Annotated in this window: 22 protein-coding genes; 20 read left to right on the forward strand and 2 right to left on the reverse strand. The window is 51.1% G+C overall.

The genetic code is table 11. The annotated features are described in order from the left end of the window. Window positions 1–571: 571 nt before the first annotated feature. A complete protein-coding gene (locus H3L92_RS01265; protein ID WP_085365126.1) occupies window positions 572–2,959 on the reverse strand; it encodes a motility hub landmark protein FimV in 2,388 nt (795 codons plus the stop codon). Window positions 2,960–3,247: 288 nt separating this feature from the next. Between H3L92_RS01265 and H3L92_RS01270 the strand changes: the two genes are divergently transcribed. The 15 genes from H3L92_RS01270 to H3L92_RS01340 all read left to right on the forward strand — a co-directional run bounded on the left by H3L92_RS01270 (window position 3,248) and on the right by H3L92_RS01340 (window position 14,426). Next, entirely contained in the window at window positions 3,248–3,781 is a 534-nt protein-coding gene (locus tag H3L92_RS01270) for a septation protein A (protein ID WP_085365125.1), read from the forward strand. Window positions 3,782–3,784: 3 nt separating this feature from the next. After that, window positions 3,785–4,075 carry a YciI family protein gene (locus tag H3L92_RS01275; protein WP_085365124.1) on the forward strand — a complete coding sequence of 97 codons (291 nt, stop codon included), beginning with the start codon at window positions 3,785–3,787 and terminating at the stop codon, window positions 4,073–4,075. Beyond that, on the forward strand, window positions 4,075–4,344 hold the full coding sequence (locus tag H3L92_RS01280; protein ID WP_085365123.1) for a BolA family protein: 270 nt from the start codon (window positions 4,075–4,077) through the stop codon (window positions 4,342–4,344). Before H3L92_RS01275 ends, H3L92_RS01280 begins: the two co-directional genes overlap by 1 nt. A gap of 61 nt (window positions 4,345–4,405) precedes the next feature. Continuing rightward, window positions 4,406–5,281, forward strand: a complete 876-nt coding sequence (locus H3L92_RS01285; RefSeq protein ID WP_085365122.1) for a peptidylprolyl isomerase — start codon at window positions 4,406–4,408, stop codon at window positions 5,279–5,281. A 21-nt stretch (window positions 5,282–5,302) separates the two neighbouring features. After that, entirely contained in the window at window positions 5,303–6,061 is a 759-nt protein-coding gene (locus tag H3L92_RS01290) for a peptidylprolyl isomerase (protein ID WP_372338517.1), read from the forward strand. Between the two features lie 133 nt (window positions 6,062–6,194). Continuing rightward, a complete protein-coding gene (locus H3L92_RS01295) occupies window positions 6,195–6,401 on the forward strand; it encodes a hypothetical protein (protein WP_085365120.1) in 207 nt (68 codons plus the stop codon). After that, the gene (locus tag H3L92_RS01300; protein WP_372338515.1) at window positions 6,398–7,723 is read left to right on the forward strand and encodes a replication initiation factor domain-containing protein; all 1,326 of its coding nucleotides are present in this window, start codon (window positions 6,398–6,400) and stop codon (window positions 7,721–7,723) included. Before H3L92_RS01295 ends, H3L92_RS01300 begins: the two co-directional genes overlap by 4 nt. Before the next feature lie 54 nt (window positions 7,724–7,777). Then, window positions 7,778–8,074, forward strand: coding sequence for a hypothetical protein (locus H3L92_RS01305; RefSeq protein ID WP_085365119.1), 297 nt, complete (start codon window positions 7,778–7,780; stop codon window positions 8,072–8,074). A gap of 3 nt (window positions 8,075–8,077) precedes the next feature. Continuing rightward, a complete protein-coding gene (locus H3L92_RS01310; protein ID WP_085365118.1) occupies window positions 8,078–8,275 on the forward strand; it encodes a hypothetical protein in 198 nt (65 codons plus the stop codon). 85 nt (window positions 8,276–8,360) lie between these two features. After that, entirely contained in the window at window positions 8,361–8,579 is a 219-nt protein-coding gene (locus H3L92_RS01315) for a major capsid protein (RefSeq protein WP_085365117.1), read from the forward strand. A gap of 12 nt (window positions 8,580–8,591) precedes the next feature. Next, window positions 8,592–8,867, forward strand: coding sequence for a hypothetical protein (locus H3L92_RS01320; protein ID WP_085365116.1), 276 nt, complete (start codon window positions 8,592–8,594; stop codon window positions 8,865–8,867). Window positions 8,868–9,276: 409 nt separating this feature from the next. Then, window positions 9,277–10,914 carry an IgG-binding virulence factor TspB family protein gene (locus H3L92_RS01325; RefSeq protein ID WP_115336271.1) on the forward strand — a complete coding sequence of 546 codons (1,638 nt, stop codon included), beginning with the start codon at window positions 9,277–9,279 and terminating at the stop codon, window positions 10,912–10,914. 4 nt (window positions 10,915–10,918) lie between these two features. Then, window positions 10,919–11,203, forward strand: a complete 285-nt coding sequence (locus H3L92_RS01330; protein WP_085365114.1) for a DUF2523 domain-containing protein — start codon at window positions 10,919–10,921, stop codon at window positions 11,201–11,203. A 9-nt stretch (window positions 11,204–11,212) separates the two neighbouring features. Then, window positions 11,213–12,367, forward strand: a complete 1,155-nt coding sequence (locus H3L92_RS01335) for a zonular occludens toxin domain-containing protein (protein WP_085365113.1) — start codon at window positions 11,213–11,215, stop codon at window positions 12,365–12,367. A gap of 1,108 nt (window positions 12,368–13,475) precedes the next feature. After that, window positions 13,476–14,426 carry an IS110 family RNA-guided transposase gene (locus H3L92_RS01340; RefSeq protein WP_085365112.1) on the forward strand — a complete coding sequence of 317 codons (951 nt, stop codon included), beginning with the start codon at window positions 13,476–13,478 and terminating at the stop codon, window positions 14,424–14,426. A gap of 294 nt (window positions 14,427–14,720) precedes the next feature. On the opposite strand, the gene mtrR is transcribed toward H3L92_RS01340, so the two are convergent. Then, complete coding sequence (gene mtrR / locus H3L92_RS01345; RefSeq protein WP_085365111.1) at window positions 14,721–15,365, reverse strand: multidrug efflux system transcriptional repressor MtrR; 645 nt, start codon at window positions 15,363–15,365, stop codon at window positions 14,721–14,723. A gap of 234 nt (window positions 15,366–15,599) precedes the next feature. Here mtrR and H3L92_RS01350 point away from each other — a divergent pair, with 234 nt between their 5' ends. The 5 genes from H3L92_RS01350 (at window position 15,600) to H3L92_RS01370 (ending at window position 23,368) form a co-directional block, all read left to right on the forward strand. Next, window positions 15,600–16,871: an efflux RND transporter periplasmic adaptor subunit gene (locus H3L92_RS01350; protein ID WP_085365110.1), complete on the forward strand. Its 1,272-nt coding sequence runs from the start codon at window positions 15,600–15,602 to the stop codon at window positions 16,869–16,871. A gap of 11 nt (window positions 16,872–16,882) precedes the next feature. Then, the gene (locus H3L92_RS01355; RefSeq protein WP_085365109.1) at window positions 16,883–20,083 is read left to right on the forward strand and encodes an efflux RND transporter permease subunit; all 3,201 of its coding nucleotides are present in this window, start codon (window positions 16,883–16,885) and stop codon (window positions 20,081–20,083) included. A gap of 2 nt (window positions 20,084–20,085) precedes the next feature. After that, the gene (locus tag H3L92_RS01360; RefSeq protein ID WP_085365108.1) at window positions 20,086–21,525 is read left to right on the forward strand and encodes an efflux transporter outer membrane subunit; all 1,440 of its coding nucleotides are present in this window, start codon (window positions 20,086–20,088) and stop codon (window positions 21,523–21,525) included. Between the two features lie 142 nt (window positions 21,526–21,667). Then, a complete protein-coding gene (locus H3L92_RS01365) occupies window positions 21,668–21,997 on the forward strand; it encodes an ArsR/SmtB family transcription factor (RefSeq protein ID WP_085365107.1) in 330 nt (109 codons plus the stop codon). Between the two features lie 294 nt (window positions 21,998–22,291). Next, window positions 22,292–23,368: an NADH:flavin oxidoreductase/NADH oxidase gene (locus H3L92_RS01370; RefSeq protein ID WP_085365106.1), complete on the forward strand. Its 1,077-nt coding sequence runs from the start codon at window positions 22,292–22,294 to the stop codon at window positions 23,366–23,368. Window positions 23,369–23,376: the final 8 nt, after the last annotated feature.

Genomic DNA, 23,376 nt, shown 5'->3' on the forward strand with positions numbered 1-23,376 from the left:
TGTTGGAAAAGGTGGGATAGATGGAATAGTTTATGCTTTTTTATGCCAACATCCTTTTTATACCAAACAGCCTAAGCGACTTGCAAAGGTATCATTTATTTTGCCGGAATAACGGAATTTAAGCATTTCAGACGGCCTGATGCCTCTCAAAATTCTTTTCGACACCTCAAAACACTTGCGTGATGCTCGGGCTTGACCCGAGCATCCTTTGTTTTAGAAGAAAAAGGCAGATACTCGGGTTAAGCCCGAGTATGACGAAATATAATACATTCAGGATTAAAACGGCTTTTTTGCAAAGGTCTCAATCTTCAAAAATTCCAAAATGGGCTTGCAAGCAAAAACGACAATGTATAGTGGATTAAAATAAGAATGCCGAAGTAGGGTAAAACGATTCTTTAGCATATCGCCCAATTGCAAGTTTGAATGCAGTTATTTCATTTCGGAGTTTTTATTTGAATTCACTATAAAAAAGCGCCAGATTTTTCTGCAGGTACTCTCTTTTCCCTCTGTAACTATGGGTTGAAACTAAAAATGCCGTCTTTTCAGACGGCATTTATTGTAGAAATCGGAATTATTTATCCAACTCGGCAAGCATAGTTTTGGTTTTTTCCAAAATCGTGCCGCTGGATTCTTCCAACAACTCTTGCAGGGTTTCTCTTGCTGCTTCGGGATCACCGATTTCAACATACATTTGCGCCAGTTCGTATTTGGCCTCCAGCGGAGCGGTCATACCCACGGATTCGGAGATAAAGCCGCCGTCGTCGCTGCGTGAATCGCCTTCAACGTTGATGCTTTCCCATTCGATGGTTTCCGCATCATCGGTAGAGAGATTAACCGTGGTGCCGAAATCTTCACCGTCTTGGAAGGCAAAACCGTCGTCTTGCGGGGTGGCCGCAGTCCAAGCGGATTCGGTTGTTGCTTCGGTTACGGCAGGCTCTTCTGCCGGTGCGGTTTCGATGGCGCCAACAGTCGATTCAGAGACATGATCCGCTGTTTCGGGTTCGGCATCTTCTGCAATTTCAATGGTAATAGGGGGCTGCTCGGTAATGGTTTCGGCTGCGGGTGCTGCCGCATCGGCTTCGTCGGTAAACGACAACGTGTCGATTTCAACCGTTTCCGCTACGGATTCCGGAGCAGTTGTGGTTTCGATTTGCACCAAAGAGAGTTCTTCAACCTGCTCTTCGCCATCAGGGGCAGCTTGGCCGGTAACGGCATCCTCAGCCTGCCCGGTGTAAAACTCAAGCGAGGCATCGTCGTCGGCTTTAGCGGAATCGCTCGGTTCGGATTCTGCTATTACGGTTGTTTCTTGGTTTGAATCCGCATCTTCACCTGCATTGAATTCAACGGCTACATGTTGGAATTCGCTTTCGGTTTCAGGCTCGTAAACGCTTTCGGTCGATTCGATGTTATCCCAGTCGGCATATTCGCGCTTCTGGGTTTCTTCGTCTTGAGTCAGTGCGCCGGATACGATGCCGCCTTGTTCGCGGTCAATCGAACCCAAATCCAAGTTGAAGTTGCTTTCGGTTTTTTCTACGGGAGCGGCTTCGGCTTCGCTGAAGAAAATATCGTCGAAGTCGTCTTCCACATCCAAACCGTCGTCTTCGGTTTTGGTTGCGGCCGCTGTTGCAGCGGCTGCCGCGGCTGTAACCGTAGCGGCTGCCGCAGTTGTGCCTGCGGATGATTTGGCTTCGCCGCTCGGATAGGCTGCGGGCTGATGTGTGCGGATTTCTGTTTCGGGTGCGGATTCAAGCGTTTCGTATTCGTCGTCTGAATCGGTGTCTTTGGCAATAATTTCTTTGCCGCCCTCGGTTGTGCTTTCGACGGCGGCTTTTTTCTTACCTGCCAATTTCAACAGCAGCCATAAGGCGATGGTGCCTAAGCCTGCAAACAGCAACCAACGCCATAAACCGCTGCTTTCTTCAGAAGCGGGTTGGGCAGGTTGCGGCGTTGCTGCCGGAGAGGAAGTGGCGGCGGGTTCCGAAGCTGTGCTGCTGGCAGCGGCGGTTGCCGGCTCCGATGCTTGGGGAGCGGCGGATGCTGCGGCCGTGGTTGTGTCCGCTGCGGGAGCGGAAGCCGGGGCAGAGGCAGTGGCGGCGGTTCCGGCGGGTGCGGAAGCGGCGGTGTCAGGCTGCGATGCTTGTGCGGCTTGCTCTTGTGCGGCAGGAGCGGGTTGTTTGGCCAGGCGTTTCAATTCTTCGGAAGAAGGAATGTTCAACACGCGGCCAGCAAGAATCTGGTTGGCGTTACGGGTCGGGAAGATTTCCGGGTTGGCCGTCATGATGGCGGCTATGGTTTCGTGTACGCTCAAACCAGAGGGGCGGATTTGGTTGGCGATAGAGGTGAGCGTTTCGCCGCGGCTGACTTTATAGTTGCCGCGGGGCGGCTCGGATTTGCGCTCGGCTGCGGCTTGTTCGCGCAATTTTTCGCGAGCGGCCGCGGCAGCTTTCTGCTGCTCTTTGCGTGCCTGCTGTTCTTGTGTTTTTTTGGCTTTCAGTTTGGCACGGGCGGCGGCGGATTGTTGTGTTTCTGCGCGGGTGCCGGTTTCATCGGTTTGGGCCGGTGCCGTTTGGGTGCGGCTTTCCGGCTGTGTGCCGGCGGAGCCGCTGCTTTCGGCAGGGTAGTCGGCAGGGTCGATAATGGCGGTGTATTGGCGCGATTGCGAACCTACGCCTACTTGGAATACTAAAACGGGGTCGTTTACCGGTGCGTTGGAGCGGATGTTGATAACGGCGTTATTGCCGGATTTTCTAACACTGGCGCGCAGGCTGCCGTCTGAAAGCGAGGCGTTGCCGCCGTTCAGCAGAATCCGGGCTTCTTCCCCAGTTACCGTTACCGTGCCGGAAAACGGCTCGCCGAGATTGGATTGAACGTTCAAGCCGCCTAGGCCGCCAACTGCCGAAAATGACGTCGTCAGCGCGAGGGAGGCAGCAATCAGTTTGATTTTGTGATTGTTTTTCAAATTATGTCCCCTGTTCGAGTTTGCAGCTAGGCTGCCTGTAATATATAGACAGCATGATATATGCTAACCGCCTACTCTGCCAAGTAAAATTGCTAATTTATGTAAACAATAAACCAGAGTTTGCAACTTTATAACCACTTTCTGTTGCGCACGGGGGAAAATCCGATAATCGGCCTGTTTTTCAGACGGCCTGTCGGTTTATTGTTACCATTGACATAAGTAATGCAAAAGAGTTCATCTGCCTGTATCATTGCACATTGTTTTTAGCTTGGATTTGTTCGGCAAGATATGAAAATTTTAAGCGACTTAATCGCTGTGATTCTGTTTTTCGCCACCTACACGCTCACCAAAAACATCGTGTGGGCGACGGCGGTTGCCTTGGTGGTGGGCGTGTTGCAGGCCGGGTTTGCCTGGTTGAAGCATAAAAAGCTCGATACGATGCAATGGGTGGGCCTGGTTTTGATAGTGGTGTTCGGCGGGGCGACGATTCTGCTGCGTGATCCGCGTTTCATTATGTGGAAACCCACTTTGCTGTTTTGGGCGGGGGCGTTGGCCTTGGGCTTGGGGCAGTTTTTGGGTAAAAACGGCTTGAAAGCCGTGATGGGCAAGGAATTGGAGCTTGACGATCAGGTTTGGCGCCGGCTGACTTGGATTTGGGTGGCTTTTTTGGTGTTTATGGGTATTGCCAATATTGCGGTTGCCTATATGTTTACCGAAGCGCAATGGGTTAATTACAAACTGTTCGGCTCAACCGGGCTGATGGTTGTTTTCGTTATCGGGCAGGGTATGTATTTGGGCCGTTACCTGCCTCAGGAGGATTGATTTATGGAATATTATATGTTGCTGGCCACCGACGGCGAAGGGGTGCACGATGCACGTATGGCTGCGCGCCCCGAGCATTTGAAACGCTTGGAAGCCTTGCAGGCCGAAGGCCGTTTGCTCACGGCAGGCCCCAACCCCCTGCCGGAGAACCCCGATCGGGTGTCGGGCAGTTTGATTATCGCCCAGTTTGCGTCGCTGGACGATGCCCAGGCATGGGCGGAGCAGGATCCCTATGTGGGAGCGGGCGTGTATGAAGAAATTCTGATCAAACCGTTTAAGGCCGTGTTTAAATAATGGATATGCAGGCGATTATCGAAGGCCGTCTGAAACCGTTGGGCTTGCAATTGTGCGAGTTCCGCGACGACAGCCATCTGCACGCCGGCCATGCAGGCAACAGGGGCGGCGGTCATTATGCTGTTGTAGTGGTAGGCGAAGTGTTTGCCGGCGTGGGCAGGGTCAACCGTCAGCGCATGGTTAAAGATTCGTTGCAGGATTTGTTTTCAGACGGCCTGATACATGCCTTAAGCATCAAAGCGGTTACGCCCGAAGAATATTTCCGTTAAGCCGGTTCGGCTGATACGGATTAACGTTTAATTTTGATTTCCGATAAATCAGAGAGCAACCATGAAAAAATCTTATATTGCATCTGCCGCAGCGTTGTTGTTGGTGTCCGGCAGCTTGATGGCGCAAACCATCGTAACGGTGAACGGTGCGAAAATCGACAGTAAAGATATCGACTACCAAGTGAAGCTGCTGCAAAGCCAAAACCCGCAGGTTCAAGACAGCGCGATGCTGCGCCGCAACCTGACCGAACGCCAAGTAACCATGACTTTGGTGGCGCAGGAGGCGAAGCGGTTGAAGCTGGAGCAGTCTGCCGAATACAAACAGGCGCTGGAGCAGGCGCGTGCGGCGGCGAAGCAGAGCGGGGATGACAAGAAACCCGGTTTTCCGCAGCAGTGGTCGGCATTTGAAACCGCCCTGCAAAACCAAGCCTACATCGCCCATGTGTTGCGCGGCAACCCCGTTACAGAAAACGACGTGAAAAAAGCCTACGGTGATTTCAGCAAGTTTTACCGGGGCAGCCACGAAGTGCAGTTGGGTGAAATCTTAACCCGCAATGCGGCGGACGCCCAAAAAGCCATTGCCGATTTAAAAGCCAAAAAAGACTTCAAAGCCGTTGCCAAGCAATATACGGCCGACCCGCGCGGCAAGCAGACCGGCGGCCTGAATGCCGCTTATGTGAACTTGAAAGATTTGGAACAGGGCGCGCCCGCCGTTTATGCTGCCGTGAAAAACCTGAATAAGGGCGGATACACCACCACTCCGCTGGAAGACGGCAACGGTTTGTATGGCGTGTTTTATATTAACGACAAACGTGCCGCCAAAGTGCCGGATTACGAAACCGCGAAAAACGGCATTGCACAAGAATTGCAGGCGGCCCGGGTGGACGGCGCGATTGAGTCGCTTTACCGCAAAGCCAAAATACAAAACGCCAGATAAGCAGTTGGAGAGAATGCCATGATAAAACACAAATACACTACTTTGGCGGCTGCGGCCGTGTTGGCGGCTGCCGGTTTGGCAGTTGCCAAAGCCCCTGAAATCGACCGCGGGCGCATCGACAGCATGGTTGCCCAAGTATTGCAACAGGCGGACAACACGCCCGGTACGCCGCGCCCCGACGGCGCGGCGATACGCAAAAACGTGATTTTGCAGCTGCAAACCGCAGAGGTGCTGAAAAACGAAGCATTCAAGGCGGGTTTGAACAAAGATGCCGAAGTGCAGAACCAGTTTAAAAACGTAGAAGCGCAGTTTTACGCCATGCAGTATGCGCTTTATTTGGAGCGGAACACCGAAGTTAGCGAAGCGGAATTGCGTGCGGGTTACGACCGGCAGACCCGTGTGGTGAAGTTGCAGCAGGTGTATTTCCCCACTGCCGAAGAGGCGCGCAAGGCTCAGGATCTGCTGCTGAAAGGTTTGTCGTTCGACGAATTGATGAAACGCTATCCCAACCCCGAACAAGCGTTTGCCGACTTTGTCTCGCCCCAGCAGCTGCCGCCCGCAATGGCACAGCTGGTTGACGGCATGACGCGCGGCCAAGTTACCCGCGAACCGGTGAATATGGACGGAAAATTCTATCTGTTTAAACTGGCCGCCTCCGAGCGCAACCCGGAAGCGCCGCCGTTCGAGCAGGTGAAACCTTTCCTGACGCAGCAGGTTAAGCAGCAGAAAGTTCAGGAACAAATCGAAAAAATCTTGAAAGACAACGGAGTAGGCGGTTAAATACCGTGGCTGTTGTTCGAGGCCGTCTGAAACTTTGTTTTCAGACGGCCTTATATATTGCGCCCCATGTAAGGGGCATATCTTACAAACGTAAAGCCCCTTTAACTTAAACGCCAAGTGAAGGGGCTTAATCATGTTCATCGCATTCTATACCGTCAATCCCGACGATTATACTTCTCCCAAATCCTACGTTGTCCGCATTTTCAGGGATGACATTCTGATCCGCACCGTCTCTTTTCCTATTTGCAATCCGCATAATCGCGTCAAAACCTTGAACCAAGCTTACGAATTTGGTCGTTTGGCCGTGCGCGAAATCATGGATAAGGAACTTGCCAAATGATTAGTCAAGACAAAGCAAAGAAAGCGCATGAAGCCGTATTTGGTGGCGGCGGCTTCGACGACGCGCCAAAGGCGGCTTCATGCGCCGGTATGGCGCCCCCCTTATCTAATAGGGGGGGAGCAGAAACGGAAGCGGTCGTAAGCGTGGAGCAGGAAGCGTTTGAAAAATACACCCACTTTTTGACCGATTCCAAAGGCCGTTTGCTGGAAATTCCGTTAAGACGCGGTAAGGCAAATTCCGCCTTTATTGACCAAATCAGTTTTTCCATTCATGAAGATACCTTGTCGCTGCTCGCCGGTTATCCGCTCGTTGCAGATGATGAATACATTATCCGTGCATCAATGGCACTTAACGATATTTTCGGCTTTGGCATTACAGAAAAAGCCAAACATTCGGGCGGCCGTTTCTATGATTCCTGCTGGTTGATGGGAACCGATAACGCCCAATACGGGCGTGTTCACTTCGGCGGCCAAAACAACACAATGTTGGTCGAAATTACCGCCACCGGCTGCAATGCCGCTTCAGACGGCTGGGAATCCCGTCTTTACCAATTCATCACCAAAGCCGTCCGCCCGAAAATTACCCGTATCGATATTGCCAAAGACTTTTTCAACGGCGAATACACGCCCGAACAAGCCAAAGCTGACCGACTGGCGGGCAAATTCACCAATCACCACATGATGCCTGATGGCGAATCTGTCGGAACAGACTGGGAATCAAACAATGGTAAGGGCAAAACCTATTATGTCGGCTCGCGCGAATCGTCCAAATACGTCCGTGTGTACGAAAAAGGCAAACAGTTGGGCGACAAAGAAAGCCCTTGGGTGCGTTTTGAAATCGAATTCAAGGCCAAAGATATTGTGATTCCTTTTGAGGTGCTGACCGTGCCGGGCGAATACTTCGGCGGTGCATATCCCATTTGCTCGCAGTTCCAAGAGAAAGCCAAACGGATTGAAGCCGTACAAAAGAATCTTGAATTGACTTTTGAACGCTGTATCGAAGTAGCCAGAAACCAAGTTGGCCGCGCCATCAATGCCGCCAAATCCATGTTCCCGAACAAACAGCCTGCCGAAATACTGGCCATGTTTGAACCCGAACACGACTTATTGCCTAAGCGTTTGAGTATGGAAGCCTATTCAGCCGAACATAATCACGCACCTGCTGTTCATGAAGATGAAGGCCGTCTGAAACTGGGCGAATCCGCCCAAATGCTGATTGAAATGGTATTGGAACAGAAACAAAAAATGACCAAGCTGATTTCAGACAAGCACGAAGAAGATTATTTGGCTTGGGCGTATCACCAATATTCTAGCAAGTTTTAAAAGGCAGAACGCTGCCGCCTGAAAGTGCAGCGTATTTATGAAAGGAAAACCATCATGCAAATGCAGATTCAAGGCCAAATCATGGGCGTAAAACGTTTTAACGGCCAAATCGACGGCAAAACATTCGACTACTGCCGCGTTATCGTCGCAACCCCGTTAGATGCCAGCCAAGGCAACGCCTTGGGCAGCTCGGCTACGGAATACGATTTCGGCGGTTCCGTTAATTTTGAACAATTCAAAGGCGCATCATTCCCTTTTGAAGCCAATTTAACCGTTGAGCTGGTAACTAACGGCAAAAGCCAAAAACTGAAAATCATCGGTTTCCAGCCCAAAACACAAAGCAAAGGTTAAGCCATGACGATAACCCATGTTTATGTAGTGCAGTCACGGGAAACAGGGGATTTCCTATACCCGTCTGATACGGGTGATGTGGGTCATACGCCGTTTATAAACCAAGCCGGTTTTTTCTTCGATAGGAACGAAGCCATAGAAACCGCGCTGGAAGAGATAGGTGACAACTTTATCGTCTTTGGTTTCCTGACTGAAATGTAAAAGATTCAGGCTCGGCGGGCGGTCTGATTACCTTCACAAAGCCCGTACCTAAATTTTTCTTAACTCACTTTTGAAAGGAAATATCATGAAAGCAATGAATATTGCCCGTAAATACGGCGCAAAAGCCGCCTTTTTTGTAGCCGCTCCGCTGGCTCTCGCTACTCAAGCCTATGCTGCTTTGCCTGAAGCGGCAAAAACAGGTATTGAAACTGCCAAATCAGACGGCCTTGAAGCTGGTTGGCTGGTAGTGGGCGTATTTGCGGCGCTGTTTGTTATCTCCATCGTAAAACGCTTGTTGCGATAATAGGTAAACAGAATGTACTACCAAGTTGGAAATAAATGTCTTGAGCAAAGCCAGGCTGAAAACGTCTATTTCAGTTTGGTAGTACCTCAAATTAGTCAAGACGGCCAAATTATCAAGCCAGAATACAACGGTTCCGCATGGGTTTTAAACGGCCAAACTATTAAGGCAAATCTGCCGCAATGCAATCCCGTTGATAATCTGAAATCAGGTCTTGAAACAGGCTGGCTGCTTTTCGGTGTCATGGCTGCCGTGTATTTCGTTTCAATTACAAAAAGGCTGTTTCAATGATGATGGATTATTACTTTTATCTTGGATTGGCCGTTCCGGTTGCGATTGGCTTTATTCTTTTTAAGGACTGATACCGTCATTTATGAAAACGTGTTAAATTCGCACTTTCAAAACTGTAACGATGGTTAGAAAGTGGGGTTTGAGATGTTTTATATTTCGGAAGATGAATTAAAGTTTAAGCAAGATACTGTTTTTGAATATCGTGATTTAAAACTTAATCAGATATGTGTTAGGGAACTTGTTTTATTGAATGAACGTTATCCTATTGATGATTTTGTTTCTTTTGCAAGGCGATATTTCCAGTATTTCCTTAATAGAACTTATTTGAATGATATTGTTGTATTTTTTGAAGATAGTTCTATTTTGAAAGTTCATTTTTCCGATTCGGGCTTTGAATGTTCGGAATATTATGATAATGAAATTTCAACAGCTTTTTATTACGGGCGTTATTCTATTCGTTTGCTCTAACTCATTTGCTTCGGTTATTGAGCGAAGTTCTGACCATCTTTTAGTTCAAAATAGTGGTGGCAAGGTTATTTATCAGGATATAACCCGTATTGATGGCAAAGAATTTCGCTCTGTTAACTGGTCTAAAACTGAAGAGGCTGAAGCGCGTTATCTTGCTAAAAAAATTAATGAAGTATCTGTAAAACACGCTGCTAGTGGTGCCATTTCTTCTTCTAAAGTTCCTGTTTCTATTGCGGCTTCTGTCCCTCGCCAAACCGTCCTAAAAAACTTGCTTGGCAAAGCCATTGCAGGCGGCCGCCTCGCCGCCGGTGCGGGCAGCGGTCCGATCGGCTGGGGAATCACGGCGGCAACCGTTGCAAAAACCGCCTATGATTTAGTTGCGCCAACACTACAGGAAAACGGCTACGTATGGGATAGCAACGCCCAAAACTTCGTTACTACGAAAGAATATATTATCGAAATAACAGGTAATGATGACCGTAAAGATAGCGAAGGCAAACAACTGGTTCTTTACCGTATGGGGTTGACCAAGCGGTCTTATGATTACGGCTACGAAAGCTATAAATCAACCTTAGACGGCTTGTGTGATAGGGCTTCGCGTGATGTTGATGCCTATTATGAAAGTAAGGGTAATACCAGTCATAAAGCTAAAAGTTATACTGGCTCTACTCCGTATGGTGGTTGTAGTGCTGTTACTGGTTGGGGGGCTGCGGTTAAGGCCTTTTGGACTATCAAGCCGAATACCAAACAGCCTATAACCCAATCCGAATTTGACGATATTATCGGCTCTCGTGCCGATACGAATCCTACTCCCTATGTCAATGCAACCGCCAATGATGACGGCACTGTGCCGGGTGTAACGACAAGCCCCGATGTAACCGTACCTAACGGCACCGTTGTAACAATCGGCCCATATACCGATACAGACGGCCAGCCCAAACAGGTAACAGTAACCTTTAATACCGCCAACGGTCAAACAACCGTAAATGTTCAGATTACTCCGCGCCCCGATTTAACCCCGAACAGTTCGTCCGCGCCGTCGTCAAGCCCGGGCAGTTCCAGCAATTCGGGTAGTTCGTCCAATCCGGGCAGTTCCAGCAATCCCGGTAGCTCATCGAATCCGGGTACATCGCCAAGCCCTGATGGTTCCCCGCAAACAGACGGTGATACCCGTACCGAAAACATACCTAATCAAGATGGGGATAACAAAGACAATCCTGATAGCGATAAACAAGACGATTCATCAGATGACAAACCCAATGAAAAGCAAGACGGCGGCTTATTGTGTGAGTTGTTCCCCGATATTCTCGCCTGTGCAAAAGTCGGGGAACCTACCCAAGATATGTTCGATGGCATTTCAATCCCGCAAACAATAGATGAAAGAACTTGGGAACCCGATGATTTTTTACCGCCTAATGGTGTTTGCCCTCAGCCTAAAACTTTCCATATTTGGGGTAAGCCCGTTGAAATAAGCTATACGCCTTTGTGTCATTTTATGGAGCAGGTGCGCTTTGCTGTATTGCTCGGTTTTATCATCATGTCCGCATTTATTGTTTTCGGCTCGTTGAGAAAGGGTTAAAAAAATGCCTGCTGCTTTTATCCCGCTTTTGGCCTTGCTGCTTAAATTGCTCATAGTCCGCATTATTATTGCTACGGGTCTTACCTTTGTAAGCTATGTAGGCTATGCCGTCGCACTCACCAAGTTCAAAGAATATGTTGTTGACGCTTTTAGCTCGATGCCGTCTGATATTTTAAACCTGCTGCTGATAGGGGGTTTCGGTCAGGGTTTGGGTTATCTTTTCGGCGCTTTTTCGTTTTATGTCGGTATGGCTGCTTTAAACAAGCTGACTTTTGTCATGCCTAGATAAGGGGTTGCCATGATTTATTTAATAACTGGAAATATGGGCACCGGCAAAACGTCTAAAGTTGTTTCTATGATTTTGAACAACGAAGACGGCTTGTTTAAGATGACGCTTGAAGATGGTACGGAAGTGCCGCGCCCTCTTTATTTTTGTCATATAGACGGATTAAATAAAGAGAAATTCAAGGCAAAAGAGTTGACTGAAGAACAAATACAGTCTGCGCCGCTAAATGAACTTGTGCCTACGGGTTCTGTTGTGATAGTTGATGAATGCGATTATGCCTATCCTACCCGCTCTGCGGGGCGCGAAGTGCCGCCATATATTAAAACGCTGAAAGAATTGCGTCATGAGGGTTTTACCTTAATCCTTATGACGCAACATCCGATGATGATAGATCCGTATCTACGTAATCTCGTCTCGAAACATATACATCTCGAACGTAAGCCAATCGGAATGAAGCAATATTGGTGGTATAAGGCTGTTACCAGTCTTGAAAATCCTGCTGCTGTAACAGGTGTCCAGTCGGCAAGCTGGAAACCGCCTAAAGACGCATTTAAATACTATAAATCGTCTAGCCAGCATCTTAAATTCAAAAAGAATATTCCCTTAGCTGTTTATGCTCTGGTTGCCGTTTTCGGATTAATCGCGTGGAAAGGATACGGCGTTTATGATGCTTATAAACGCGGAACGGGGCAGGTTGAAGCTGAAACTTCGGCTATATCTTCCGATGCTGCCGTTTCGCCGGCTTCGTCTCCGATGCCTGCCGCGCCACCGTCTGCGGTGGGGCAGGGTCAAAGCCTCACGCCTGATTTATATGTGCCTACGCTGGCCGAGAAGCCCGAAAGCAAGCCCCTGTATGACGGTGTAAGACAAGTAAAAACCTATGAACGTATCGCGGCCTGTATTTCGGGTGGAAGTAGTGGTTGTACCTGCTATTCAGATCAGGCTACACCGCTGAAAGAAGTAAGCGCCGAAATGTGCAAAGACTACGTTAAAAACGGCCTGCCGTTTAACCCGTACAAAGACGAAACCACACAAAATAGGCCGTCTGAATCGTCGGCAGGGGGTATCTCTGCCCCTGCTGGGGAAGTGCTGGTAATGGGCGGAAAACCACTACCGAATTTAATGTATGACGGCTATGTCGAAGCGGGGGAAAAATTCAGGCCGTAAACAGAAAGGCCGTCTGAATCGGATTCAGTCGGCCTATTTGGCGGGTCTCGCTATTGACTGATTAACATGATGACCGCTAAAATAATCCGCGTGTCAATGTTGACCGTCAAAAGCAGTTTTCCCTTAGCGAAGAGTATTTTAAACTGCATTTTAAGCCTTTCAACGTATTAAACGATGACGGGCAATGCCAAAATCCCCGCGCCAACGGGGATTTTTGCTATTCCCCGCCCTGCTTGATTCGGTTTTCATTCAAAATTAAATCATGTCATTTCCTTTCTTTTTCAGCTGGTTAATCCGTCGCTGGCGAAAATCTCATTAATAATGTTTGGTTCCCTGTCCTGCCAGCCCCCATCGGGATTGTTGAGCTTGAGGGAAGGGGGGTTGATTAGTGGAGCTGTTTTTTTTATCGGTCTTGCGTCGCTGTCGGTCGGGGGTTGCGATTGTCCAAAAACTGCCCTGTAAATCCTGCAAGGGGGAAGGTTTGTAAAGACGAAGTCTTTATGAATACCCCCTTGCAGGATTTACAGGGCAGTTTTTAAATCGCATAAAACCCCCGTCCGATTGCGTCGCAAGATGGCGGAAATGCAGCGTAACGGGTAGTTCCGGTAACGGTTGGATTTTTAGGCATCGGCCGACAGGCCGAAACATCGGGGGCGGCCGGGCGCGAATATGGCCAGGGCTTCGGCATGTTGTTGGTGCGGTAACGCATGAATTCCTTGACTGGTATTACCCTAGATAGAGCGCCCCGCCCCGCCGCCCCCGATGCCTGAATCTTCCTGCACTGTTTGAACAAAACACAATAAAGGCCGTCTGAAACGCGATACAGACGGCCTTTAGCATTTTATTTCAACCGATTTTACTGGCCAAAGCCGAAACGGCGAAAATCGACCGAAACCGGCGGGCATAAAATGCCAAATTGCTATAAATACCCGATACCGTTAAAATTCCCGCGCGGCTCGGATTAGCTACCCGCGCCGCAAAGCTCCCGACTTTGCAAGTACGGCCGATGCGTCCAAGCATGTAACAAAGATTGAAGCGGGGGCTTGTCTCAATTATCAAGTTTGAACACTATCTAAGGCGCAAAGCCTGTATTTATAAGGTAAAACCCATGTACTTAGGCATAGATGTAGGCAAGTTTGAACTGTCGTGCTGTCTGATTTCAGACGGCATTTTTTATGAGCGTGATTTTTTAAACAGCGAAGACGGGTTTAAAGCCCTGAAAGCATGGCTGGAAAGCTGCGCCGCCCCCGCTACCCTGCATTGCTGTTGCGAAGCAACAGGAACTTATTACGAAAGCGTGGCGGAATATCTTGGCGGCCATTACAAAATAAGCGTTGAGAACCCGCGCAAAATAAAAGGTTTCGCGGTTGCCGTATTGCAAAGAAGCAAAACAGACAAACAAGATGCAAAACTGATAGCCCAATACTGCAAAGCCATGAATCCCGAACCGTGGCAACAGCCGACACCGGCACAAAAACAGCTTCAGGAACTTACCCGCTATATAACCCGTGTCAAAAAACAACGGGCGGCGGAACTGACCAAATACCAGACCGCCCCCGATTACTTGAAGCGGCACATAAAGGCAACAATAGACTACTTGAACGGTCATTTACAGGCGCTAAAAAAAGACTTGCAGGCCTTTTACAAAGAAAACCCCGATTACGACAAAAACCGAAAACGCCTGGAAACCATCAGCGGCATAGGCGAAATGTCAGCGGCGGTATTGCTTGCCACACTAACGAACCGCTTTGAAAGCTCCGCCCAATTTACTGCATATCTCGGACTGGATCCGCGCAAATACCAATCAGGGCAAAGCATAAACGGCAGGCCGCGTATCTCAAAAGTAGGCAAATCCGACTTGCGGGCAGCCCTGTATATGCCCGCGCTCGTTGCTTATCGGATAAATGCCTTTCCCGACTTCATAAGCCGCCTGAAAGAGAAAAAGAAGCCGTTCAAAGTCATTATTGTTGCAATAATGCGAAAATTGGCCGTAATCGCTTTCCATATACTGAAAAACGGGACGGAATACGACAAAAACCGATATAAAACAGTATCATAGAATTTCAATATACAAAGTGCAAAACCCCGTAAAAATACGGGGTTTGGGGTAACTGTTGCCTGCTGTTTAATATAATGGCATTGACAGTTTAATACACTATCTTTGTTGTGTCTTTGGCTCTTACACAATAGCTGTTGAATATCGATGGGTTGGATTTTTGCAAAATTCGTTTGGGCCGTCTGAAACATTCGATTACCGTCATTCCCGCATAGGCGGAAATGGCGGGATTTAAGCATTTCAGACGGCCTTAATTATGTTTATAAAGCTTTCGGGCTTTGAAAGTTGGTGAAACGGTTAAGCGGCGGTTTGCGGTTTGCGCAGGGTGGGGCAGTGCCTGAGGCTGCTGAGTATGGTTTGCACGAAACGCGGGCCGTTTTCTTTTAAGTTGGCCCGTTCGGGATTGATCAGCCATTGGTGAATCAGGCCGTGAATGGATGCTTTCAGATAAAGCCGGGCAAGTGTGGTGTCTAAATCGGCAGGCAGCGATTCTTGTTTGATGCATTGTTTCAACACGGCATCGAGCAGTTCGTGCCACATGTTTTCATATTTGTCGATAACGGCGGTGATGGCCTGGTTTTGCTCGGTATGCTCGCATTTCAAATGCAGCACGCTGCTGAATTTATAGTGCGCTGGGTCGTTTTCCATGCGGTGAAACATATTGGTGAGGCTGACGTGCATGGTTTCCCACATATCGGCAGCATCATCGTTCAAGTCTGCCTCCAAGCGGCCGGCGATTTCGTCGCACAGGCGTTGGAAGATGGCGTCGAACAAGTCTTCTTTGTTTTTGAAGTGCCAATAAAAAGCCCCCCGCGTTACGCCGGCGTTTTGGGCGATTTCGTTGAGCGAGGCGCGGGAAACGCCTTTTTGGTAAAAAGTGTCTAACGCGGCCAGCATCAGGTGTTCGCGCGTTTTCAGGGCTTCGGCTTTGGTTTTTCGCATGGTTTGTGTTGCGGGTTATTTTTTGTAAAAAAGTTTCACGATTATAAGAAATAACTTTTTAACATGCAAGCGTGTATGTATAATGGCGGATTATTTTACTATGCCTGTATTGCGTGATGCAGGTGGGTTTTGCCGGTTTTGCCGGCGGCCGAAAATAAATCTGCATGGTTTGCAAATGGTTTGGGCCGTGTAAGATATGTAAGGAAATTACATTTTCATAGAAAGATTGAGATCATGACATATTGCTCTTCTAAAACATTGCGCTTGGCGGCCGTAGCCGCTGCTACGCTGCTGGCATTGTCTGCCTGCGGCAAAAGTGAAGAATCGGCCCAGCAGGGCAAAGGGGGCGCGGCAGGCCAGCAGGCGCCCGCGCCCGTAGTGGGCGTGGTTACCGTGCAGCCGCAGTCGGTAACCATCAGCACCGAACTGCCCGGCCGTTTGGAGTCGCGCCGCTCGGCCGATATCCTGCCGCAAGTGAGCGGCATTATCAAAAAGCGTTTGTTTCAAGAGGGCAGTTATGTGAAGGCCGGTCAGGCGCTGTATCAGTTGGATGATGCAACCTATACCGCTTCTTTGGAAAGCGCCCGCGCCGAGCTGGCTTCCGCACAGGCAACGTTGGCTAAGGCCAATGCCGATTTGGCGCGCTACAAGCCTTTGGTGGCCGCCGATGCCATCAGCAAGCAGGATTACGATGCCGCCGTGCAGTCTAAGCGCTCCGGCGAAGCCGGTGTGAAAGCTGCCCAAGCAGCAATCAGATCGGCCCAAATCAATGTGGACCGCTCGCGCATCAGCGCACCGATTTCCGGTTATATCGGCCAATCTTATGTTTCGGAAGGTGCGTTGGTTAGTTCCGGCAGCACCACCAAGCTTGCCGTTATCCAGCAGACCAACCCCATGTATGTGAACCTTACCCAATCCGCAACCGATGCCATGAAGCTGCGCCAAGATATCGCCGACGGCAAAATGAAGGCGGTAAACGGCGCGGTGGAAGTGGACATCAAACTTGAAAACGGCCAAACCTACGCCCACAAAGGCCGCCTTCTGTTTGCAGACCCAACGGTGGATGAAACCACCGGCCAAGTAACCCTGCGCGCCGAAGTGCCCAATCCCGATAACATTCTGCTGCCCAATTTATATGTGCGTGTGAGCCTGCCGCAGGCCGATATGGATGATGTGTTCGTGGTGCCGCAGCAGGCGGTAACGCGCGGCAAGCAAGATACGGTGATGATTGTGAACGCCCAAGGCGGTATGGAACCGCGCGTGGTAACGGTGGCGCAGCAATACGGCAGTAATTGGATTATTTCAGACGGCCTCAAGGCGGGCGACAAAGTGATTGTGGACGGTACATCTATCGCCGGTATGATGCAGGCGAAAAAAGTAACGCCTAAAGAATGGACGCCGCCTTCGGAGCAGGCATCGCAAGCCGCCCCCGCCGCCCAAGGCGCATCTGCCGTTCAGACGGCCTCTGAAGCCAAACCCGCCGCCGCTTCCGGCGAGAAAAAATAAGGAAGCGACACATGGCTAAATTTTTTATCGACCGCCCGATTTTTGCCTGGGTAATCGCGATTTTCGTGATTATCGCAGGTGTTGTGGGCATCAGAAGTCTGCCGGTTTCCCAATATCCTTCCGTGGGCGCACCTACCATCACGCTGACGGCCACCTATCCGGGTGCATCGGCACAGGTAATGGAAGACAGCGTGCTGGCCGTTATCGAGCGCAATATGAACGGTGTGGAAGGCTTGGACTATATGACCACCAATGCAACGTCCAGCGGCGGCGGCACGGTCAGCCTGACCTTTACCCCCGAAACCGACGAGGATATGGCGCAGGTTGAAGTGCAGAACAAACTTTCCGAAGTAACGGCGCTGCTGCCCGCAACCGTGCAGCAAAACGGTGTAACCGTATCCAAATCGCGATCCAACTTCCTGATGGTGTTGATGATGTCGTCCGACACCATGGACACAGAAGAAATCGCCGACTATGTGGAGCGCAACATCAAGCCGGAAATCCAGCGTGTGGAAGGTGTAGGCGAAGCCCGCCTGTTCGGCTCGCAACGTGCCATGCGCGTGTGGGTTGATCCGAAAAAACTGCAAAACTACAACCTTTCTTTTGCCGACGTATCTTCTGCCATCAGTGCCCAAAACGCCCAGCTTTCCGTAGGCACGATGGGCGATCTGCCTGCCGTACAGGGGCAGACCATTGCCGCCACCATTGTGGCGCAAGGCCAGATGAGCAAGCCCGAAGAGTTCGGCAACATCGTTTTGCGTTCCAGCACCGACGGTGCCAACGTTTATCTGAAAGACGTGGCCAAAATCGCTTTGGGCAGCCAGGATTATGCAACCGGCACGCGCTTGAACGGCAAGCCTTCGGTGGGTATGGCGGTGATGCTGTCCAACAGCGGTAACGCCGTGGCGACGGCTACCGCCGTGCGTGAAAAAATGGATCAGTTGCAGCGTTATTTCCCCAACGATATGAAATGGTCGGCGCCTTACGATACGTCTAAGTTCGTGAACATTTCGATTGAGAAAGTGGTGCACACGCTGATCGAAGCCATTGTGTTGGTGTTTATTGTGATGTTCCTGTTTTTGCAGAATATCCGCTATACGCTGATTCCCACCATCGTGGTGCCGATTTCGCTGTTGGGTGCGTTTGCCTCGATTTGGTATTTGGGCATGTCGATTAACGTGCTGACCATGTTTGCGATGGTGCTGGTAATCGGTATCGTGGTGGACGATGCGATTGTGGTGGTGGAAAACGTCGAGCGGATTATGGCCGAAGAAGGGCTGCCTCCGGTTGAAGCCACTAAAAAGGCCATGAGCCAGATTTCCGGTGCGGTAGTCGGTATTACAGCCGTGTTGATTTCGGTGTTTGTGCCGCTGGCGATGTTCAGCGGCGCCACCGGTAATATTTACCGCCAGTTTGCCGTAACCATGGCGATTGCGATTGCTTTCTCGGCATTTTTCGCCCTCACGCTCACGCCCGCTTTGTGCGCTTCCATGCTCAAAGCCATTCCCAAAGGCCATCACGAAGAGAAAAAAGGCTTTTTCGGCTGGTTCAACCGCAAGTTTTCAGACGGCACACACCGCTACGAAGGCTGGGTGGCCAAGCTGTTGCGCAAATCCGCCCGCATGATGGTGGTGTATGTGGCGCTGGCCGCCGTGGCCGGTTTGCTGTTTGTGCGCATTCCCACATCCTTCCTGCCGACTGAAGACCAAGGCAGTCTGATGATGATGGTGCAGCTGCCTTCAGGCGCCACCAAAGAGCGTACCGATGCCACTTTGGCCGTTGCCAACCAAGTGATTACCTCCATGCCCGAAGTGGAAAACTTTATCGGCGTGTCTGGTTTCAGCTTTGCCGGTTCCGGCCAGAATATGGGTTTTGGTTTCGTGACCCTGAAAGATTGGAACGAGCGCAAAGCCGCAGGCAGTGATGCTGCTTCGGTGGCCGGTAAGATTACCGGTGCGCTGATGGGCAGCGTGCGCGACGGTTTTGCGATCGTGATGAACCCGCCCGCCATTATGGAATTGGGCACCAGCTCCGGTTTTGAAATGTATCTGCAAGACCGCAACAACAGCGGCCACGAAGCGTTGTTAGCCAAACGTAACGAGCTGATCGGCAAAATGCGCCAAAACCCGATGTTTGATGCCAGCAATGTGCGTGCTTCGGGTTTGGAAGATGCGCCACAGTTGAAGATTGAAATCGACCGTCAGGCCGCCGCCGCGCAGGGCATTGATTTTTCCAGCATCAAAACCGTTTTGGGTACGGCGTTGGGTTCTTCTTATATAAACGACTTCCCCAATAACGGCCGCTTGCAGCGGGTGATTGTTCAGGCCGATGCCGCCGCGCGTATGCAGCCTGCCGATATTCTTGCATTGCCCGTGCCCAACAGTAACGGCGTAGCGGTGCCGCTTTCCACCGTTGCCACCGTATCTTGGCAAAACGGTATGGAGCAGAGCGTGCGCTTCAACGGCTATCCCGCCATGCAGATTTCAGGCGCGGCGGCTACAGGTTATTCTTCGGGCGAAGTGATGGCCGAAGTGCAGAAAATGGTAGACCAAATGCCCGGCTACAGCTTGGAATGGGGCGGCCAGTCGCGCGAAGAAGCCAAGGGCAGCTCGCAAACTTATGTTTTGTATGGTTTTGCCATTTTGGCCGTATTCCTCGTGCTGGCCGCATTGTATGAAAGCTGGTCGATTCCGCTGGCCGTGATTTTGGTGGTGCCGCTGGGCTTCTTGGGTGTGGTGTTGGGTGTAACCGGCCGCAACCTTACCGGTAATCTGTTCGGTATGCCTGCCCAATACCTCAACGATATCTACTTCCAAGTCGGCCTGATTACCGTAATCGGTTTGAGTGCGAAGAACGCCATTCTGATTATCGAGTTTGCCAAAGACTTGCAAGAGCAGGGCAAAACGGCCATTGCCGCAGCACTGGAAGCCGCACACCTGCGTTTCCGTCCGATTATTATGACCTCGTTTGCCTTTATCTTGGGCGTGGTGCCGCTGTATATCGCTTCGGGTGCCAGCTCGGCCAGTCAACGCGCCATTGGTACGACTGTGTTGTGGGGGATGTTGGTCGGTACGGTTTTGGCCGTGTTCCTTGTGCCGATTTTCTATGTTGTGGTGCGTAAAATCTTTAAAGGAGGCCACGGTACACCTGAGCAAGAACAGGTTGCAGACAATGCCGCCTTAACCGATAATGCCCACCCTGGCAAGGATTAAGTATGAAACACATGAACTTCAAGCCCCTTATTAGTGCCGTGGCCGTGAGTATTGCCCTGTCGGCCTGCGCCATGATTCCGAAATACGAGCAGCCGCAGGTAAGCGTGCCCGAGAATTTCAAATACGACACTTATCCAGGCACCGGCATTCAGGCGGCCTCTTTGGGCTGGCAGGATTATTTCGCCGACCCGCGCCTGCACCGCCTGATTGAAATCGCGTTGGCGCGCAACACCGATTTGCGCAGCGCCGCGCTCAATGCCGAAGCCCTGCGCAAGCAGTATATGATTCAGCGTGCCGACCTGCTGCCCGGCATCAATGCCACCGGCAGCGGTTCGCGCGGCAGAACGGCGGCCGATTTGAGCAACACGGGCCGGTCGTATGTGTCGTCGGCTTACAGCGTCGGCTTGGGCGTAACTTCTTACGAAATCGACCTGTTCGGCAAAGTGCGCAGCAACACCGAAGCCGCCTTGCAAAGCTATTTCAACAGCGCCGCCACCCGCGATGCCACCCATCTTTCTCTGGTGGCTTCGGTGGCGAAAGCCTATTTCAACGAACTTTATGCCGCAGAAAGCATGAAGCTGGCGCAAAACGTGTTGAAAACCCGCGAGCAAACCTACAAACTCACCCAGCTGAAACACAAAGCGGGCGTGGTTTCCGCCGTTGATTTGCGCCAGCAGGAAGCCCTGATCGAATCGGCCAAAGCCGATTATGCTAATGCCGTGAAATCCAAAGAGCAGGCGGCAAACGCGTTGGCCGTGCTGATCAACCAGCCGCTTCCGGCCGATTTGCCGGCCGGATTGCCGTTGAACAAACAGTTCAAAATCAGCAAATTGCCCGCAGGCTTAAGCTCCGAAGTGATGCTTAACCGCCCCGACATCCGCGCAGCGGAGCATTCGCTCAAACAGGCCAACGCCAATATCGGTGCGGCGCGTGCGGCGTTTTTCCCCAGCATCAGCCTCACCAGCACCATCGGCACAGGTTCTACCGAGTTGAGCGGTTTGTTTAAGGGCGGCAACGGCACATGGTCGTTCGCACCCAGCATCAATCTGCCGATTTTCAACTGGGGCAGCAACAAAGCCAACCTCGATGCTGCGAAAATCCGCCAGCAGATTCAAGTGGTTAATTATGAGGCCGCCGTACAGTCGGCTTTCCAAGACGTAGCCAACGCCTTGGTTGCCCGCGAGCAGCTGGATAAAAGCAATGCCGCTTTAACCAAGCAGAGCAGGGCTTATGCCGATTCGCTGCGCCTGATTAACCTGCGCTACCGCCACGGCGTATCCAGCGCGCTCGATTTGCTCGATGCCGAGCGCAGCAGCTACAGCGCCGATACCGCGCTGCTGGCCAACCAGCTCACCCGTTTGGAGAACCTTGCCGACCTGTATAAAGCCCTCGGCGGCGGTTTGAAGCGTTACACCCAAAACGACGATGCCGCCCGGCAATAATCTTTGATGAAACAGAGGCCGTCTGAAAACAACAGCTTATCTCAAGCCTAAAGTTTTCAGACGGCTTTTTTTATTATATCTTATTTACAAATCTATAAAACTAGATATAATCACCGCCATATCCACCCGCCACGCCGCGCACATGAACACCATCGAAGTTTTAAAAGCCTTATCCAACGAACACCGCTTGCAAATGCTGCAATGGTTGAAAAACCCTTACGGGCATTTCGCGGCCGAGCGTTTGAACAACCAAGAAATGTTGCAAGCCTCGGGCGAAGCGTTCGACGGCTGGGTGTGCGTGGGCATGATTACTGAAAAATCGGGCTTGGCGCAGTCGGTGGTGTCGGGCTATCTGAGCACCTTAAAGCAGGCCGGGCTGATCGAAAGCCGGCGGGTGGGCAAATGGACTTACTACCGCTATCTGCCGCAAGGCGTGGCCGGATTAATCGAAGCCCTGCAAAAAAACTTGTAAGGCAGGGATTCAGCGGTTCGCGGCAGCTGGTTTTGCCGCGTATCGTAAACGTTTTGCGCTGTTCGCAGCGGTTTTTAAACGGATTAAATATCTAAATTTTTAGATATATGTAATACAGAAATTTTCGATTGGTAAACTTAAAGGGGCAGTCAATATGCAAACCAGCCAACTGCCCAATCTTTCCGTGTTAAACCAAAACAACAGCGGCCTGTTTGAACAAGCCGCCGCACCGCTTTCAGACGGCCTATCGGGCGTATGATTTCAATTGATTCACAGACAAATAAGGAAACCAAAATGGCCAAATTCCGTTTTCTCAACACCCCGTTTACCATCAAAAACCTCGCGCTGAAAAACCGCTTGGTGATGCCGCCGATGTGCCAATATCAGGCTACTGACGGCGTGCCGAACGATTGGCATTATGTGCACTACGTTTCCCGCGCCGTCGGCGGCGCCGGCTTGATTATTGTGGAGATGACCAACGTTGCCCCCAACGGCCGCATCAGCCCGCGCTGTTTGGGCTTGTGGAACGACGAACAGCGCGATGGGTTTAAAAAAATCGTCGATGCCGTACACGCGCAGGGCAGCAAGATTGCCATTCAAATCGCCCATGCCGGCCGCAAAGCCTTGGGCACCGACGATGTGGTGTCCGCTTCGGCCAACGGTGCGTACGGCGGCGGTGTGGAAGCCGACCCGCGCTGGGGCGGCTATCAGGAGCCGCGCGAATTGTCGCGCGCAGAAATCGCCCAAACCGTGCAGGCGTTTCAGGATGCGGTGCGCCGCGCGGTGGAAGCGGGTTTTGATGCCATCGAGCTGCACGGCGCACACGGTTATTTGATCCACCAGTTCCACGCACCGAAAACCAATCTGCGCAGCGATGAATACGGCGAAAACAAATTTTTGTTCGGCGAGCAGGTAATTGCCGCCGCCCGTGCGGTGATGCCGCCGGAAATGCCGCTGTTGGTGCGCATTTCTGCGCAGGAATACGGCGCAAACGGTTATGACCTGGCCTATGGCTGCGAAATCGCCAAGCATTATGCCGCGGCAGGCGCCGATGTGATTGATGTGAGCGGCGGCGGCGACGATACGCCCGATGCTGCGCATATGCCGCAGATTGCCGCCGGTTATCAGGTATATTTGGCCGATGCGGTGAAAAAGGCCACCGGCCTGCCGGTGATTGCCGTCGGCCTGCTGGACGATCCCGCCGTCGCCGATTATGTGTTGGGCAGTGGTGCCGCCGATCTGGTGGCCGTCGGCCGCGGCCTGCTGCGCGATCCGTATTGGCTGTTAAACGCGCAATACCGCCAAACCGCCGCCGATGCCGCGCCAGTGCAGTTCGTGCCTGATTCTTATCGGCGCGCGTTCGGCGTGTAGGCTTTTAT

The sequence above is a fragment of the Neisseria dentiae genome (assembly GCF_014055005.1).
Taxonomy (GTDB): domain Bacteria; phylum Pseudomonadota; class Gammaproteobacteria; order Burkholderiales; family Neisseriaceae; genus Neisseria; species Neisseria dentiae.

Coding starts and splice junctions, on each gene's coding strand:
- H3L92_RS01270 (WP_085365125.1), top strand. CDS start 3,248: ATGAAAATTTTAAGCGACTTAATCGCTGTGATTCTGTTTTTCGCCACC.
- H3L92_RS01275 (WP_085365124.1), top strand. CDS start 3,785: ATGGAATATTATATGTTGCTGGCCACCGACGGCGAAGGGGTGCACGAT.
- H3L92_RS01280 (WP_085365123.1), top strand. CDS start 4,075: ATGGATATGCAGGCGATTATCGAAGGCCGTCTGAAACCGTTGGGCTTG.
- H3L92_RS01285 (WP_085365122.1), top strand. CDS start 4,406: ATGAAAAAATCTTATATTGCATCTGCCGCAGCGTTGTTGTTGGTGTCC.
- H3L92_RS01295 (WP_085365120.1), top strand. CDS start 6,195: ATGTTCATCGCATTCTATACCGTCAATCCCGACGATTATACTTCTCCC.
- H3L92_RS01300 (WP_372338515.1), top strand. CDS start 6,398: ATGATTAGTCAAGACAAAGCAAAGAAAGCGCATGAAGCCGTATTTGGT.
- H3L92_RS01305 (WP_085365119.1), top strand. CDS start 7,778: ATGCAAATGCAGATTCAAGGCCAAATCATGGGCGTAAAACGTTTTAAC.
- H3L92_RS01310 (WP_085365118.1), top strand. CDS start 8,078: ATGACGATAACCCATGTTTATGTAGTGCAGTCACGGGAAACAGGGGAT.
- H3L92_RS01315 (WP_085365117.1), top strand. CDS start 8,361: ATGAAAGCAATGAATATTGCCCGTAAATACGGCGCAAAAGCCGCCTTT.
- H3L92_RS01320 (WP_085365116.1), top strand. CDS start 8,592: ATGTACTACCAAGTTGGAAATAAATGTCTTGAGCAAAGCCAGGCTGAA.
- H3L92_RS01325 (WP_115336271.1), top strand. CDS start 9,277: ATGATAATGAAATTTCAACAGCTTTTTATTACGGGCGTTATTCTATTC.
- H3L92_RS01330 (WP_085365114.1), top strand. CDS start 10,919: ATGCCTGCTGCTTTTATCCCGCTTTTGGCCTTGCTGCTTAAATTGCTC.
- H3L92_RS01335 (WP_085365113.1), top strand. CDS start 11,213: ATGATTTATTTAATAACTGGAAATATGGGCACCGGCAAAACGTCTAAA.
- H3L92_RS01340 (WP_085365112.1), top strand. CDS start 13,476: ATGTACTTAGGCATAGATGTAGGCAAGTTTGAACTGTCGTGCTGTCTG.
- mtrR (WP_085365111.1), bottom strand. CDS start 15,365: ATGCGAAAAACCAAAGCCGAAGCCCTGAAAACGCGCGAACACCTGATG.
- H3L92_RS01350 (WP_085365110.1), top strand. CDS start 15,600: ATGACATATTGCTCTTCTAAAACATTGCGCTTGGCGGCCGTAGCCGCT.
- H3L92_RS01355 (WP_085365109.1), top strand. CDS start 16,883: ATGGCTAAATTTTTTATCGACCGCCCGATTTTTGCCTGGGTAATCGCG.
- H3L92_RS01360 (WP_085365108.1), top strand. CDS start 20,086: ATGAAACACATGAACTTCAAGCCCCTTATTAGTGCCGTGGCCGTGAGT.
- H3L92_RS01365 (WP_085365107.1), top strand. CDS start 21,668: ATGAACACCATCGAAGTTTTAAAAGCCTTATCCAACGAACACCGCTTG.
- H3L92_RS01370 (WP_085365106.1), top strand. CDS start 22,292: ATGGCCAAATTCCGTTTTCTCAACACCCCGTTTACCATCAAAAACCTC.